At 66.5% G+C, this 13,821-nt stretch carries 17 protein-coding genes and 1 pseudogene; 3 read left to right on the top strand and 15 right to left on the bottom strand.

Features of this window, described 5'->3' with window-relative positions; translation table 11 throughout:
- Positions 1-20 precede the first annotated feature (20 nt).
- Together WCZ84_RS08165 and WCZ84_RS08160 are read left to right on the top strand one after the other, a co-directional pair.
- Positions 21-1,529 carry a S41 family peptidase gene (locus tag WCZ84_RS08165; RefSeq protein WP_372685773.1) on the top strand — a complete coding sequence of 503 codons (1,509 nt, stop codon included), beginning with the start codon at positions 21-23 and terminating at the stop codon, positions 1,527-1,529.
- A gap of 14 nt (positions 1,530-1,543) precedes the next feature.
- Positions 1,544-2,296 (top strand): annotated as a pseudogene (locus tag WCZ84_RS08160) (ThiF family adenylyltransferase); the annotation flags it as partial.
- A 36-nt stretch (positions 2,297-2,332) separates the two neighbouring features.
- On the opposite strand, the gene argB reads toward WCZ84_RS08160, so the two are convergent.
- The 5 genes from argB to WCZ84_RS08135 are packed head-to-tail and all read right to left on the bottom strand — an operon-like array spanning position 2,333 to position 5,560.
- Positions 2,333-3,244, bottom strand: a complete 912-nt coding sequence (argB, locus tag WCZ84_RS08155; RefSeq protein ID WP_372685772.1) for an acetylglutamate kinase — start codon at positions 3,242-3,244, stop codon at positions 2,333-2,335.
- Positions 3,244-3,738 carry a peroxiredoxin family protein gene (locus WCZ84_RS08150; RefSeq protein WP_372685771.1) on the bottom strand — a complete coding sequence of 165 codons (495 nt, stop codon included), beginning with the start codon at positions 3,736-3,738 and terminating at the stop codon, positions 3,244-3,246. The genes argB and WCZ84_RS08150 overlap by 1 nt, the downstream gene beginning before the upstream one ends.
- Positions 3,735-4,418, bottom strand: a complete 684-nt coding sequence (locus WCZ84_RS08145; RefSeq protein ID WP_372685770.1) for a BON domain-containing protein — start codon at positions 4,416-4,418, stop codon at positions 3,735-3,737. The genes WCZ84_RS08150 and WCZ84_RS08145 overlap by 4 nt, the downstream gene beginning before the upstream one ends.
- Complete coding sequence (locus WCZ84_RS08140) at positions 4,418-5,011, bottom strand: phosphoheptose isomerase (protein WP_372685769.1); 594 nt, start codon at positions 5,009-5,011, stop codon at positions 4,418-4,420. Before WCZ84_RS08140 ends, WCZ84_RS08145 begins: the two co-directional genes overlap by 1 nt.
- A 54-nt stretch (positions 5,012-5,065) precedes the next feature.
- Positions 5,066-5,560: a YraN family protein gene (locus WCZ84_RS08135; protein WP_372685768.1), complete on the bottom strand. Its 495-nt coding sequence runs from the start codon at positions 5,558-5,560 to the stop codon at positions 5,066-5,068.
- A 33-nt stretch (positions 5,561-5,593) separates the two neighbouring features.
- Here WCZ84_RS08135 and rsmI point away from each other — a divergent pair, with 33 nt between their 5' ends.
- Complete coding sequence (rsmI, locus tag WCZ84_RS08130) at positions 5,594-6,538, top strand: 16S rRNA (cytidine(1402)-2'-O)-methyltransferase (RefSeq protein WP_372685767.1); 945 nt, start codon at positions 5,594-5,596, stop codon at positions 6,536-6,538.
- On the opposite strand, the gene WCZ84_RS08125 is transcribed toward rsmI, so the two are convergent.
- The 10 genes from WCZ84_RS08125 to WCZ84_RS08080 form a co-directional block, all read right to left on the bottom strand.
- Complete coding sequence (locus tag WCZ84_RS08125; RefSeq protein ID WP_372685794.1) at positions 6,526-7,443, bottom strand: septal ring lytic transglycosylase RlpA family protein; 918 nt, start codon at positions 7,441-7,443, stop codon at positions 6,526-6,528. The two genes, rsmI and WCZ84_RS08125, sit on opposite strands and share 13 nt — an antisense overlap.
- A 104-nt stretch (positions 7,444-7,547) precedes the next feature.
- On the bottom strand, positions 7,548-8,423 hold the full coding sequence (rapZ, locus tag WCZ84_RS08120; RefSeq protein ID WP_372685766.1) for an RNase adapter RapZ: 876 nt from the start codon (positions 8,421-8,423) through the stop codon (positions 7,548-7,550).
- Between the two features lie 15 nt (positions 8,424-8,438).
- Positions 8,439-9,395, bottom strand: a complete 957-nt coding sequence (gene hprK, locus WCZ84_RS08115; protein WP_372685765.1) for an HPr(Ser) kinase/phosphatase — start codon at positions 9,393-9,395, stop codon at positions 8,439-8,441.
- On the bottom strand, positions 9,367-9,873 hold the full coding sequence (locus tag WCZ84_RS08110; protein WP_372685764.1) for a PTS sugar transporter subunit IIA: 507 nt from the start codon (positions 9,871-9,873) through the stop codon (positions 9,367-9,369). Before WCZ84_RS08110 ends, hprK begins: the two co-directional genes overlap by 29 nt.
- A 57-nt stretch (positions 9,874-9,930) precedes the next feature.
- Positions 9,931-10,254 carry a ribosome hibernation-promoting factor, HPF/YfiA family gene (gene hpf, locus WCZ84_RS08105; RefSeq protein ID WP_372685763.1) on the bottom strand — a complete coding sequence of 108 codons (324 nt, stop codon included), beginning with the start codon at positions 10,252-10,254 and terminating at the stop codon, positions 9,931-9,933.
- Between the two features lie 179 nt (positions 10,255-10,433).
- Positions 10,434-11,228, bottom strand: coding sequence for an LPS export ABC transporter ATP-binding protein (gene lptB, locus WCZ84_RS08100; protein WP_372685762.1), 795 nt, complete (start codon positions 11,226-11,228; stop codon positions 10,434-10,436).
- Positions 11,229-11,241: 13 nt separating this feature from the next.
- Complete coding sequence (gene lptA, locus WCZ84_RS08095; protein WP_372685761.1) at positions 11,242-11,832, bottom strand: lipopolysaccharide transport periplasmic protein LptA; 591 nt, start codon at positions 11,830-11,832, stop codon at positions 11,242-11,244.
- Positions 11,829-12,443, bottom strand: coding sequence for an LPS export ABC transporter periplasmic protein LptC (lptC, locus tag WCZ84_RS08090; RefSeq protein WP_372685760.1), 615 nt, complete (start codon positions 12,441-12,443; stop codon positions 11,829-11,831). Before lptC ends, lptA begins: the two co-directional genes overlap by 4 nt.
- Positions 12,440-13,042: a KdsC family phosphatase gene (locus tag WCZ84_RS08085; protein ID WP_372685759.1), complete on the bottom strand. Its 603-nt coding sequence runs from the start codon at positions 13,040-13,042 to the stop codon at positions 12,440-12,442. The genes lptC and WCZ84_RS08085 overlap by 4 nt, the downstream gene beginning before the upstream one ends.
- On the bottom strand, positions 13,042-13,821 hold a 780-nt coding region (locus WCZ84_RS08080; protein ID WP_372685758.1), incomplete at its 5' end, for an SIS domain-containing protein. The genes WCZ84_RS08080 and WCZ84_RS08085, both read right to left, overlap by 1 nt.

Raw genomic sequence — 13,821 nt, 5'->3', positions numbered from 1 at the left:
CTTGGGCCAGAGACCTTGAAATGAACCTGCACAACAAGCGATCTTGGGGCTGGATACTCGTGGGCTTTCTGGGCGGTGTCCTGGTCAGCCTGGGGATCGCGGCTGCGGCACAGAAAGGCGAACCCCTGCCGCTCAAGGGGCTGCAGCAGTTCGCCAACGTGTATGGCGCCATCAAGTCCAGCTACGTCGAACCGGTAACCGACCAGACCCTGATCGACGAGGCCATCAAGGGGCTGTTCGCCGACCTGGATCCGCATTCAGTGTACCTGGACGCCGAGGCCTACAAGCAGATGCAGGACATCACGCGCGGGGGCTTTGGCGGCCTGGGCATAGAAATCGGCACCCAGGACGGCATGCCCAAGGTCATCGCCCCAATCGAGGACACTCCGGCTGCGCGCGCGGGGATCATCACGGGCGACCTCATCACGCACATCGATGGCGAGCCCACCAAGGGGCTGACGCTCAATGACGCCGTCAAGAAAATGCGCGGCGAACCCGGCACGTCCATCGACCTCACCATCCAGCGCGCCGGCAGCGGCAAGCCCCTCGAATTCCACATCGTGCGCGAGATGATCAAGACGCGCAGCGTGCGCGGCAAGATGCTGAAAGACGACATCGCCTACGTGCGCGTGACGCAGTTCCAGGACCGCACGACGGCCGATCTGATCCGCATGCTGGGCGATCTCTCGCCCGGGAAAGCGCCCAAGGGGTTGGTGCTCGACCTGCGCAATGACCCTGGCGGCCTGCTGGATGGCGCCATCGGCGTGGCGTCGGCATTCCTCGAGCCAGGCACGCTCGTGGTGTCCACCAAGGGTCGTATTCCATCCTCCAACGAAGCCTTCTACGCCCGCCACCTGGACCGCGACGGGGCGGGCAGCACCCTGCCGTCCTGGACGCGCTCGGTGCCCATGGTGGTGCTGGTCAACATCGGGTCCGCCTCGGCCTCCGAGATCGTGGCGGGGGCCCTGCAAGACTACAAGCGCGCCAAGATCGTGGGCACCCGGACGTTCGGTAAGGGTTCGGTGCAGTCCGTCCTGCAGCTCGACGACGACACGGGCATCAAACTGACGACGGCACGCTACTACACGCCCAAGGGGCGCAGCATCCAGAATACCGGGGTGGATCCAGACTACGAGGTCGCAGACAGCGCCGCCGGCAACTTGTTTCGCATGCAGCGCGAGGTCGATCTGCGCCATCATCTGGACACCCAGGGCACATCCGAACCGCCCAAGGCCGAAGACGACGAAGACGATTTCGTTCAGGGTGAAATCCGCATGTTCGAATTCGGGGGCACAGACGACTGGCAGCTTCAGCAGGCGCTCAATGCCTTGCTCGGCCACCCGGTGCTCAAGACGGATCCGGCGCAGGTCAAGCTCGAACGCGATCAGGCAGACAGCGCAGAGGGCGGCAAAAAGTCCAAGACCGAAACGGCCGAGCCGGCGGGTGAAAAAAAAACCCTGAATGATGGCGGGCCGGCCGAGGTATTGCGTTATCGCATCACGCCCGACGGCATGATCCGGGTGCCATGATGCCATCCGATCCCCTGGACGATGCCCGGCTGTTGCGCTATGCACGCCACATTCTGCTCGATGAGCTGGGCATCGAGGGGCAAGAGCGGCTGCTTGCGGCGCGGGTGCTCATCGTCGGCGCCGGGGGCCTGGGCTCGCCGGCGGCCCTGTACCTGGCGGCCGCCGGGGTCGGGCAGCTGATTCTGGCCGACGACGACGTGGTCGAGCTCAGCAATCTGCAGCGCCAGATTCTGCACGGTTCGGCCAGCCTGGGGCGCCCCAAGGCTGAATCCGGGCGGGATGCCTTGCACGCACTGAATCCAGACGTTTTTGTGCAGGCCGTGGTCGAGCGCCTGGATGAAACCCGCCTGCTCGAGCTCGCCGAGCAGGTCGACCTGGTGCTCGATTGCTGTGATAATTTTGCCACTCGGCATGCCATCAACCGGGCCTGCGTCGCCACGGGCACGCCGCTGGTGTCAGGGGCCGCCATCCGTTTTTCGGGGCAGGTCAGCGTGTACGATCTGCGCGACCCCGGCGCGCCGTGCTATCACTGCCTGTTCCCAGAGGCCGATTCCGTCGAAGAGCTGCGTTGCGCCACCACCGGCGTGCTGGGGCCGCTGGTGGGCATGGTGGGCAGCGTGCAGGCCGCAGAAGCGATCAAGCTGCTGGTGGGCATGGGCGAAGCGCTGACGGGCCGCCTGCTGTCCGTGGATGCGCTGCGCATGCAGTGGCAGGTGATCCGGTTTCGGAAAGACCCCGGCTGCCCGGTGTGCGGCCCGGGCGCGCGCCGCCGCGCGAACCGCGCGAACCCGGTGCGCGCGGCGTCAGTGGGCGCTGATCAGGGTGCCCACCCCGCGATCCGTCAGGATCTCGAGCAACAGGCAGTGGGGCACGCGCCCGTCGATGACGTGCACCGAGTTCACCCCGAAACGGGCGGCATCGAGCGCTGAAGAAATCTTCGGCAGCATGCCCCCCGAGAGCGTCCCGTCCTGGAAGAGCTCGTCGATGGTGCGCGCCGACAGCTTGCGCAGCAGCTGGCCGTTTTTATCGAGTACCCCCGGGGTGTTGGTGAGCATGACCAGTTTTTCGGCGCCCAGTACCTCGGCCATCTTGCCCGCCACCACATCGGCATTGATGTTGTAGGCCTGGCCGTCGTCGGTGCTGTAGCCGATGGACGAGATCACCGGGATGAACTGGTCGTCTTGCAGGGCCTTGACCACCGCCGGTTCAATGCGTTCGATGTCGCCCACGAAGCCGATGTCGAGCATGCGGCCCGGATGTTGTTCGTCGGGCATGAGTTTCTTGCGTGCCTGAATCAGGCAGCCATCTTTGCCCGTCAGGCCTACGGCCTTGCCGCCCGCCTGGTTGATCATCATCACGATGTCCTGCTGCACCTGACCGCCCAGCACCCATTCGACGACTTCCATGGTTTCGGCGTCGGTGACGCGCATGCCCTGGACGAACACCCCTTCTTTGCCCAGGCGCTTGAGCGCGCTGTTGATCTGCGGCCCCCCGCCGTGCACGACGACCGGGTTGAGGCCGACCAGCTTGAGCAGCACGACGTCATGCGCGAAGCTTTGCTGCAGGGCCTCGTCGGTCATGGCGTTGCCGCCGTACTTGATGACTACCGTCTTGCCATGAAAGCGCCGGATGTAAGGCAGGGCCTCGGAGAGGACTTCGGCCTTGATGGCGTCTGGCAGGGTCGGCTTCGGGGGTTCGGGATTCGGGGTGTGCATCAGGAGGCCAGGGCCTTCTCGACGGTGGCCATGAAGGCTTGTTCGTCGTAGTTGCCCAGATAACGTTTGATGATATTGCCCTGGCGGTCGATCAGGATCGCGGTGGGTGTCAGGCGGATGTCGCCAAAGGCCTGTGCCAGGGTGCCATCGGCATCGAGCACCACCGGGAAGGGCAGCGCGCGGGTTTCGGTGAAATTCTTGACGTAGCGGGGCGGGTCGTATGCCATGGCCACGGCGATGGTGTCGAAACCGCGCCCCTTGAGAGCCTGGTAGTGGCGGATGGTCTCGGGCATCTGGGCCACGCAGGTGGTGCAGCTGGTGGCCCAGAACTTGATCAGCACCACTTTGCCATGCAGGTCGTGGGTGGTGATCTGCTGGCCATCGAGTGTGGTGAACGTGACTTGGGGCGCCGCCTGGGCCGCGCCCTGGAATTGCCAGATGGCTGCGGCACCCAAGGCCACCACAGCCACCAGGCCGATCAGCAATTTTTTCATTTGACGGGCAGTGTCTGGGTTTCCGGATCGCCGGGATCAGCGGCCGATGAGCTGGCGGCTGTCGGGGGCGTGTCGGCGTATTCTTCGCTCAGGACTTCCGGGGTGACGATATCGAACAATTTTACGACTTTATTGACGCCGCCGACAGCCGAGGCCGCCTTGGCCGCGCGCTCGCCCTCGGGGGCGGTGACTTTCCCCATGAGATAGACGGTGCCGCGCTCGGTCATGACCTTGATGGTGCGAAACGGAACGTCTTTGGTGGCGATCAGCTGGCTTTTGACCTTGGAGGTGATCCAGGCGTCGTTGGAGCGCACGCTGAACGGCGTGATGGCGCCCACCCGCAGGAAGTTGTCGACCGATTTCACACGGAAGATGTCGCGTACGATGTCGATGGCCTTTTGCTTGTCGGCTTCGGTGGGGATGTCGCCCACGAGCAGTACCCGCCCGGCATACGACATGATGCTGATGCGGGCCTGGTCGCCGAACGCCTGTTCGAGTTCGCTGTCGGCCCGCAGTTCGATGGTTTGGTCATCCACCTGCTCGCCCGTGGAGCGGCGGTCGCTGGCCACCACCGCAGTGGTCGTGGCACCGCCTACGACGACGGCGGCACAGCCGGCCAGCAGGCTCAGGGCCAGCAGGGCCGCGGCCGCACGCATGGAATGCAGGACAAAATAGGACATCAGGCTGAGTCTCCGAGTAGCAGGGCGTCGATGCCGTCGCACAAGGCATGCAGGAGCACGATGTGGACTTCCTGGATGCGCATGGTGCGGTCGTGCGCAACGCAGAGATGGACATCGGTTTCCTGCAGCAGCCCGCTGATCATGCCGCCGCCTTTGCCGGTGAGGGCGATGACGGACATTTCACGATCGTGGGCGGCTTCGATGGCGCGCAGCACGTTGGGCGAATTGCCGCTGGTAGAGATGGCCACGAGTACGTCGCCGGGTTGGCCCAGTGCGTTGACCTGGCGCTCGAATACCGTTTCGTAGCCGTAGTCGTTGCCGACCGCCGTGAGGATGGCGGTGTCGGTGTTCAGGGCCAGGCCGGCCAGCGGCAGGCGTTCGCGCTCGAAGCGGCCCACTAGCTCGGCCACGAAGTGCTGGGCGTCAGTGGCCGAGCCGCCGTTGCCGCAGGCCAGGATGCGGGCGTTGCTGGTCAGGGCCGAAAAAAGCAGGTCGACCCCGGAGGCGAGCGCCGGGGCCAGGGCGCTGGCATTGGCCTGCAGGGTCTGGATAGCGGCATCGAAGTGCGCCGCCATGCGGTGCGTCATGTCCATGGGGCGATTATCGCATGAGTGAATCGGCGCCAAGGTAACAGATTTCAAGCGGCGTCAGGCTTCGAAGGCGTGGCGTATCCAGTGTGGGCGGCCGTTTTCGTAGGCGAGCACGTCGAACCGGCAGGGGGGTACCGGCCCCATGCCCCGCGGATCGGTGTCCAACCGCCGAAGCAGCCCGGGCAGGAGGGTTTGCGCCGTACGAATCAGCCGCCATTGCTTGCGGCGGTTTACACTGGCGGCGGCGCCGCCGTGGCTTTGGGTACGGCGTTCGCGCACTTCGATGAACACCAGGACGTGGCCGTCCAGCGCGACCAGGTCGATTTCTCCCCAGCGGCAGCGCAGGTTGGCGGCCAGGATCTGCAGGCCTTGCTGGTGCAGATATTCGATGGCCCGCTGCTCTGCGGCGTGGCCCTGGCGCTGGGTGACCGACCCGCCGGCCAGGGCCAGTTGGCGCCGACGCGGCCGGCCCTGCGGGGTGCGCCGGCGGTGCAGGATCTTTTCCTGGGCTTGTCGGGCGATTTCATGGGGGGTTGTGGGGTGATCGGGCACGGCGCAGGCAGACAGGACGAACAGGGGGCCAGTATGACGAAAAGCGGCGGCGGGCAGGGCGTATCGGCATGGGAATGTCACGCACAACGGGTGGCTGCGCAATCCTGGCCGACGGCCTGTCTGTACGTCGTGGCCACGCCGATCGGCAATCTGGCCGACCTGAGCTTGCGCGCCCTCGAGGCCTTGCGCCAGTGCGATGCCATCGCCGCGGAAGACACCCGCACCACGCGCAGCCTGCTGCAGGCCTGGGGGCTGGACGTACCGTTGTTGGCTGCGCACCGGCACAATGAACAGGCCGCCGCCGTAAAAATCATCGAGCGCCTGCAGGCCGGTGCGCGGATTGCGCTGGTGTCCGATGCCGGCGCGCCCGCCGTCAGCGACCCGGGCGCGCGCATTGTCCGGCGGGTGCAGCAGGCCGGGTTCAGGGTGGTGCCGGTGCCTGGGCCCAGTGCGGTGATCACCGCCCTCATGGCCAGCGGCGCCACGTCCGACGAGGCCCCTGGCTTTGCCTTCGCCGGGTTCATGCCAGCCCGTTCGGGGGCGCGGCGCGCCTGGTTGTCCAGCTGGCTCGCTTTGCCCATGCCGGTGGTATTGTTCGAGGCGCCGCACCGTGTTCGTCCGGCGTTGGCCGACCTGCTGGACCTGGCTGGCGGGTCACGTATTGTCACCATTGCGCGCGAGCTGACCAAGCGCCACGAAGACATCGCCACCCTGCCGCTGGCCCAGGTGATGGCCTGGCTGCAGGCCGATGCGCATCGCGGCCAGGGTGAATTCGTGATCGTCGTGCATGCGCCACCGGCGCAGCCCGCCGCGCCCGCCGGGCTGGCCGAGGCCGACCAGCGGCTCATGCAGGTACTCCTGGATGAGTTGTCGGTGCGCGATGCCGTGCGCATCGGGACGCGCCTGACCGGGCACGCCCGGGACGCCTTGTATACGTGGGCGCTGGCCCAGCGGCGTGGCGCGGATCAGGACCCTTGATCGAGGGCGATGACGGGTTGCAGGCCCAGGGTTTCCAGCAGCAGGCCCGCTTCCTGGGCAGCCTGGTCGCGCGAGGCGTAGGGCCCCGAACGCACCTTGTACAGCGCTGCCTGGTGGCTGACCGCGGCCGGGATGCCCAGACCCTCTAGCCGGGCATTGACCCGCGTGGCCAGCGCCTGTGCATTGTCAGCCGAGGAAAACGCGCCATACTGCAGGTATACGCCCCCCCCGGCCACCGCGGGCCCGGCCACGAGCGCATCGTGGGCAGCGGGTGCCACAGGCGGGTCGAAGGCGTCGGCGCGCGCCGCGGATGCCGGTATCGATGCCGGCTGTGCTGCGGCCATCGCCCCGGGCGCCGGAGAGGCGGCCGCTACCGCGGTGGCGGCCCCCGGCGCCGCGCCCGGATACCGGCCCGCCAGAATGTCCGAGTGCGTGATCGCCCGCACCACGACGGTGCCGCTGCCTGGGCCGATGAGGCCCAGCTTGGCCGCCGCCACCCAAGAGAGATCGATGATGCGGCCGGCGTGGAAAGGGCCGCGATCATTGATGCGCACAATGATGCTGCGCCCGTTGGCGGGCCGTGTCACCACGGCGTAGCTGGGCAGGGGCAGGGTGGGGTGGGCCGCCGTCATGGCGTACATGTCGTAGATTTCACCATTGGCCGTGCGTGAACCGTGGAACTTCCTGCCGTACCAAGACGCGACGCCGGCCTGCTCGTAGGGCTGGTTCTCGCCCAGGGGCTGATAGCGTACGCCGAAGACTTGGTAGGGCCGGAAATTGGCGGGGGCATGGCGTTCGATGCGCGGTACGGCATTCGGGATGGCAGCGATGTCGGGCGGCACCTGGGCGCCGGGCCCGTCGTCTTGGTAGTAGCCGCCGGGGCGCGAGGCGCAGGCCGCCAGCATGGCCACGCAGGCCAGCGCCAACAGCAGCCGTCCGGCCCGTCCAGGCGGGGGGGCCGGCAGAGCGAAAGGCCGGCAGCCGACAGGGTGGATGCGGGCCGGCCGGGTCATGGGTCCGTATCCTGCAACAGCGGGTTGCGGTGGCGCACCAGCAGGGGCGAGTGATCGGCAAAGCGGCGCGCCAGCTGCTCGGTGACGTAGACCGAGCGGTGCTGCCCACCGGTACAGCCAATGGCGATGGTGAGATAGTTGCGCGTATCCTGCATGTAGTGCGGCAGCCATTTGCGCACGAAGCCGGCGATGTCCGCCACCATGGCCGGTACGGCATCGAACGCTTCGAGCCACTGGGCCACGGCGGGATCGCGACCCGTCTGGGGGCGTAGGATGCGATCGTAATAGGGGTTGGGCAGACAGCGCACGTCGAAGACCAGATCGGCATCGTTGGGCACGCCGCGCTTGTAGGCGAACGATTCGAAGGTGAGGATGATCGCCCGGTGGTCTGCGCGCACCAGGTCCCGTACCCAGGCCCGCAACTGCCCCGGGGTCAGGTCGGAGGTGTCGATGACGTGTTCCTGATTGCGCAGGGGCGCCAGCATCTCGCGTTCGCGTGCGATGCAGTCTTTCAGCGACGCGCTCAGCCCTTCGCGCTGCAGGCGGTCGGTCAGCGGATGACGGCGGCGGGATTCGGAGTAGCGCTGAATCAGGGCCTCGTCGCTGGCCTCTAGGAAGACCACGTGCAGTGCCCGGCCCATGGCGCGCAGGCTGGTCAGGATGCCGGGCAGGTCGTCCAGGTCGCCCGGGGTGCGCACGTCGATGGATACGGCCACTTGCTGCAGGCCGGTGTCCTGGGTGCTGGCGATGAAGTCCTGCAGGAAGCGCACCGGCAGGTTGTCGATGCAGGTATAGCCGGTGTCTTCCAGCATGCGCAGGGCCACGGACTTGCCCGAGCCCGAAATACCGGTGATCAGTACGATGTTCAGCATGGCCGGCCCCCTGCGTCAGCGCGCCCCGGGCTTGTCGGCCAGGGCGTCGCGGCTGTTCTGCATGATGGCCAGGGCCTGGCGCTCGATGAAATCGCCCATGGTGTCGATCCCCCGCAGTTGCAGGATGGTGTTGCGCACCGCGGCTTCGACCAGCACGGCGAGGTTGCGCCCTGCGGCCACCTGCAGCATGACTCTGCGGATGGGAATGCCCAGGATGTCCTGGTATTCGTCCTGCGTCGGCAGGCGCTCGAAGTGCTCGGCGTTCAGGCGCACCAGGTGCACGATCAGCTTGATCTTCATTTTGCGGCGCACCGAGGTCTCGCCGAAGATGGTGCGGATGTCGAGCAGGCCCAGGCCACGTACTTCGAGCAGGTTCTGCAGCAGCGGCGGGCACTGCCCCTCGACGAAGTGGGGCGCGGTGCGCGACAGTTCGACGGCGTCGTCGGCCACCAGGCCGTGGCCCCGTGAAATCAGCTCGAGGGCCAGTTCGCTCTTGCCCAGGCCCGATTCACCGGTGATCAGCACCCCCAGCCCAAGCACGTCCATGAACACGCCGTGCACCGTCATCTTGGGCGCCATGCGCTTGCCCAGGTAAATGCGCAGCAGATCGATCAGGAGCGCGGCCTCGAACGGCGTGGCGAGTAGCGGAATCTCGTGTTCGCGGCAGTAGGCCAGCAGGTCGTCCGGGGCCTGGGTGTCGGCGGCGAGGATGATGGCGGGCACTTTGCCGGCCCGCAGATCTTCCAGCAGGTTATGGCGCCGCGGCCGGTTCAGGCGTTCGAAATACGCCAGTTCTTCGGCGCCGAACACCTGGATCCGCGCCGGATGGATCAGGTTGAGGTGGCCGATGAGATCGGCGCCCGATCCGTGGGTGTCGGGGATCAGCCGCTGGTCGGCCGTGTCTTGGCCGGTGACCCACGAGAAGGGGATCTTCTCGTGGTTGTCATGGATCAGCTCTGGAATGCTCAGCATGGTCGGGGTGCGGCTCGCTGCCGCCCGAGAGGATCAGCTGGTGCACTTCGGCTACGTCGTTCGAGCGGGCCAGCGTGTGCCGGATGTCGGCATCCGACATGAGCCGTGCGATGCAGGCCAGCAGGTCGAGGTGCATCTGGGTGGCCGTTTCGGGCATCAGCAGAAAGAACAGCAGGCGGGCGGTCCGCCCGTCGTTCGCGTCGAAGCGCACCGGTTCGGCCAGCCGGATGAATGCGGCGTGGGGTTCGCGCAAATCCTTGAGGCGGCCATGCGGGATGGCCACGTCGTGCCCCAGCGCGGTGGAGCCCAGCCGTTCGCGCGCCAGCAGGCTGTGGAAGACCGACATGCGTGCCACACCCTGGTGGTTCTCGAACAAGAGCCCGGCATGTTCGAAAGCCCGCTTTTTGCTGGTGGCTGCCAGGTCGAGAACGATGTTCTCGGGCGGCAGGATACGGGTGGTGAGATTCATGGCGCACATTATAGTGCGAGTGCCCCGCAGCGGGCCCGGTGCCCGCTGGCCGGAGCGAAGAGGGCTTCAGGTGGTGATTTCCTGTCGCTTGAGGGTTTCATTGCCGTGGTCCTGCGCCTTGGACTTGTGCTTGATGACCAGCCGGTCGGCCTTGTCGACCAGGAGGTCGATCGCTGCATACAGGTTCTGGTCGGATGCCTCGCAGTGCAGGTCTTTGCCGCGCAGGCGCAGGGTGATTTCAGCAGTGTGCTTGAGTGGCTCGATGGTCAGGGTGACCTGACTGTCTATGACCTGATCGAAGTGGCGCAATACGCGCGCGGTCTTGGTGTTGACGTACTCTCGGATAGCGGGGGTGATTTCCAGATTGCGGCCAGTGATGGTCAGGCTCATGGTGCGGACTCCTTGCGCGGTGAAAGTGCCATCCCAGTGTACCCAAAGCAGGGTTTGCATCAAGCCCCCCGCTTCGTTGTATGCTGGAGGGATATGCGGGTGCGCGCGATCGTGCCGGCCGGCCAGCGGGCGCGCCCAAAGGCCGGTGTGCGCGGCCGGCGTGGGGCTGCGGCGTGCAGCTACATCCTGAAGTTCTTGCCCAGGTACACCTGGCGCACGGCTTCGTTGTCCACGATCTCTCCGGGGTGCCCGCTGGTCAGAACCCGGCCCTCGCTGATGATGTAGGCGCGGTCGCAGATCCCCAGGGTTTCGCGCACGTTGTGGTCGGTGATCAGCACGCCGATGTTGCGGCCTTTCAGAAACTGCACGATGCGCTGGATTTCGATCACCGCGATCGGGTCGACCCCCGCGAACGGCTCATCCAGCAAGATGAAGCGCGGATGCGTGGCCAGGGCGCGGGCGATCTCTACGCGGCGCCGTTCGCCGCCCGACAAGGACAGCGCCATGTTGCTGCGGATATGGCCGATCTGCAGTTCGTCGATCAGTGATTCGAGGCGGTCTTCGAGGGCCGCGGGCGACAGGGCCCGGCCGGCTTCGTCGCGCTGCAGTTCGAGCACGGCGCGAATGTTTTGCTCGACCGTCAGGCGGCGGAACACGGATGCATCCTGGGGCAGGTACGACAGGCCCAGGCGCGCCCTGCGATGCATGGGCAGCCCGGAGACCTCGTGGCCGTCGATCAGGATGCGGCCGGTGTCCGCCGGGATCAGGCCCACGATCATGTAGAAGCTGGTGGTTTTCCCGGCGCCGTTGGGGCCCAGCAAACCGACCACTTCGCCACTGTCGACCTCCAGCGAAACGTCCTGGACCACGGGGCGCCGCCCGAAGGTCTTGCCCAGGCCGATGGCCTGCAGGCTGCCGGACACGCGCTGCAGGTTGGCCCGGCTGGCGTGCGCAAGAGGAACGTGCTCAGGCATGAAGCGTGAAGGCTCAGGGTTTTGCCTTGGCCGCCTTGCAGCGGGCCGTGGCCTGGTCGATGCGCGACTGGGGCTGTGCCAGCGAGCGCACCCGCCCGCCCGTCGCGGCCGAGTTCTTGCCACCGAAGGCTTCGTAAGTGCCTGATTTCTGGTGATAGATGATACGGGCCCCGCGCACGTTGTCGAGCGTCTCGCCGCAGATCTGGCGCGTGACGGTCGCCTGGCCCGTGAGGATCACGTCGCCGCTGCGCCCGTCGTAGTCGGCCTGCTGGCCGGTGGCGATGAGAGTTTCGTATTTTTCGGGGTTTTCTTGGCGGATGACGACCTGCTTGCCTGGCGCCGGCGTGGCGGTGCCGAACTGGTTGCCCTGTTCGTCTTCCCGGGTGACCAGCTTTTCGCCGTGCAGGGTCATGTTGCCCCGGGTCAGGATGACGTTGCCGGTGAACGTGCTGACTTTGTTGATGTCGTCGTAGTGCAGTGTGTCGGCGAGAATGACCGTTTCGGGCTCGGGTTCGCTGGTCTGGGCCATTGCGGTCGTTGCACCGCACAGGATCAGACAGGCCGCGGTCGTGCCGGACAACAGGGTCGATAGCAATGATTTCATGGCTGTGAGTCCTTGTGGCCAGAGGTTCGGGCTGCCTGGTCTTCGCCCGAGATCCTGACGTTGCTGGCTGCGGTGACAGTCAGCTGTCGGGTGCGGTTATCGTAGCGCATGCCGGTGCCGCGCAGGGTGGAAGCGCCATGGATGACCACGGCGGGCTGGTCGGTATGTACCAGGTCGTGTTCGGGTTCGATGATGAGCTGTTCGCTGCGCACGTCGAGCAGCTGGCTTTCGGGGGTCGCCAGGCGCTGCAGATGCGCATTGCCGGTGAGCACGATGCGTTCGCCTTTCTGGTCGAGCACGCCGTGGTCGGCGGTACCCACCGTGACGGGCGAGCCAGCCTGGTGGCCCACGGCCCGGGGCTGGTCGATTTCGTAGCTGTCGGTGTCCGGGAAATGCTCCATGGCCTTGCCTTCGAGCCGGTTGATGGCCTGGCCCCGGGCGTCGCTGCGTACCATGACGAAAGGCTCCGACCAGGAATCGCGTTCATGGGTCAGGCGTCGCGGCGGGTCGACCTGGATCGACTGCAGGGCGTAGTCCGAGGCCCACCACGTGCCCAGCACCAGCAGGCCCAGCAGCAGAATGGCCACCAGGCCAGGCATGCGTTCTTTCACTGAATGGCCCCGCCCAATGTAGAGAGGCGGGTGGTGAAGCAGGCACCCAGGCGCCCCTGGGCGGCCAGTATGAGATCGCAGCATTCGCGCACCGCCCCGCGCCCGCCGCCGAGCTCGGTGACCCAATGGGCCGCCTGCCGGATATAGAAGGGGGCATTGGGTACGCTGACTGCAAACCCGCAGGCCCGCAGGGCCGGCAGGTCGATGATGTCGTCGCCCATGTAGCCGGTGTCCTGCAGGTTCAGGCCGGCATCGCGGGCCAGCTGCTCGAGCGTGCCGATTTTGTCGTGCACCCCCTGCAGGGCGGGTGAAATGCCCAGTTCGGCGGCCCGCCGCGTGGTGATCTCGCTTTTGCGCCCGCTGACCCAGGCCACCCGCACGCCTTGTTCGCGCAGCAGCCGCAGGCCATGGCCATCCAGCGCGTTGAAGGCCTTGACCGCCTCGCCCTGATGGCCGTACCAGAGGCAGCCGTCGGTCAGGATGCCGTCCACGTCGAATACCATGAGGCGCACGCCGCGGGCGCGCTGTACCACCTCGGCCGGGATGCGGGCCAGGATCTGGGCTTCGGCGGGATGAGAGAAACCGGGTAGCTCGTTCATCAGATGACCTTGGCAGCGAGCAGGTCGTGCATGTGCAATGCCCCCAATAATAGCCCGTCGGTGTCCACGACCAGAATCTGGCTGAGTTTGTGGGCGTCCATCACCGTGGCCGCTTCGATCGCCAGCGCCTGTGGCGCAATGCTGCGCGGGTGTGGACTCATGCCCGCCGAGACCGGCAGCTGGCGGATATCGCCCAGGCGCGTGAGCAGGCGGCGCAGATCGCCGTCGGTGAAGATCCCCACGGGGGTGCGGCTCTGCAGCACGATCGTCATGCCCATGCCCTTGGCGGACATTTCGGCCAGCGCGTCGGGAATGAGGGTGTCGGGTTGCACGCACGGCAGGGCGGCGCCGTGGCGCATGATATCGCCCACGGTGGTGAGCAGGCGCCGGCCCAGGGCGCCCCCGGGGTGCGAACGGGCAAAGTCCTCGCGGTTGAAACCGCGCGCTTCGAGGCAGGCGACGGCCAGTGCATCGCCCAGGACCAGCGCCGCCGTGGTGCTGGCGGTGGGCGCCAGGTTCAGCGGGCAGGCTTCGTGCTCGACGGCCGCGTCGAGCACGAGATCGGCGCTGCGGGCGAGTTCGGAGCCCGGGTGGCCGGTCAGGGCGATGATCTGCGTGCCCATGCGCTTGGCGATCGAGATGATGGTGATGAGCTCTTGTGCGGAGCCCGAGTAGGACAAGGCCAGCAGGATGTCCTGGCCGGTGAGCATGCCCAGGTCGCCATGGATAGCCTCGGCCGCGTGCATGAAAAATGCCGGTGTGCCGGTGGAGGCCAGGGT

Origin of the sequence: Castellaniella sp. (genome assembly GCF_041675725.1) — a bacterium.
Classification (GTDB): Bacteria; Pseudomonadota; Gammaproteobacteria; order Burkholderiales; family Burkholderiaceae_B; genus Castellaniella.
Note: the sequence above shows the minus strand (reverse complement) of the source record. Positions and strands in the feature narration are given on the sequence as shown.

Coding starts and splice junctions, on each gene's coding strand:
- WCZ84_RS08165 (WP_372685773.1), top strand. CDS start 21: ATGAACCTGCACAACAAGCGATCTTGGGGCTGGATACTCGTGGGCTTT.
- argB (WP_372685772.1), bottom strand. CDS start 3,244: ATGCACACCCCGAATCCCGAACCCCCGAAGCCGACCCTGCCAGACGCC.
- WCZ84_RS08150 (WP_372685771.1), bottom strand. CDS start 3,738: ATGAAAAAATTGCTGATCGGCCTGGTGGCTGTGGTGGCCTTGGGTGCC.
- WCZ84_RS08145 (WP_372685770.1), bottom strand. CDS start 4,418: ATGTCCTATTTTGTCCTGCATTCCATGCGTGCGGCCGCGGCCCTGCTG.
- WCZ84_RS08140 (WP_372685769.1), bottom strand. CDS start 5,011: ATGGACATGACGCACCGCATGGCGGCGCACTTCGATGCCGCTATCCAG.
- rsmI (WP_372685767.1), top strand. CDS start 5,594: ATGACGAAAAGCGGCGGCGGGCAGGGCGTATCGGCATGGGAATGTCAC.
- WCZ84_RS08125 (WP_372685794.1), bottom strand. CDS start 7,443: ATGCTGGCGGCCTGCGCCTCGCGCCCCGGCGGCTACTACCAAGACGAC.
- rapZ (WP_372685766.1), bottom strand. CDS start 8,423: ATGCTGAACATCGTACTGATCACCGGTATTTCGGGCTCGGGCAAGTCC.
- hprK (WP_372685765.1), bottom strand. CDS start 9,395: ATGCTGAGCATTCCAGAGCTGATCCATGACAACCACGAGAAGATCCCC.
- WCZ84_RS08110 (WP_372685764.1), bottom strand. CDS start 9,873: ATGTGCGCCATGAATCTCACCACCCGTATCCTGCCGCCCGAGAACATC.
- hpf (WP_372685763.1), bottom strand. CDS start 10,254: ATGAGCCTGACCATCACTGGCCGCAATCTGGAAATCACCCCCGCTATC.
- lptB (WP_372685762.1), bottom strand. CDS start 11,228: ATGCCTGAGCACGTTCCTCTTGCGCACGCCAGCCGGGCCAACCTGCAG.
- lptA (WP_372685761.1), bottom strand. CDS start 11,832: ATGAAATCATTGCTATCGACCCTGTTGTCCGGCACGACCGCGGCCTGT.
- WCZ84_RS08085 (WP_372685759.1), bottom strand. CDS start 13,042: ATGAACGAGCTACCCGGTTTCTCTCATCCCGCCGAAGCCCAGATCCTG.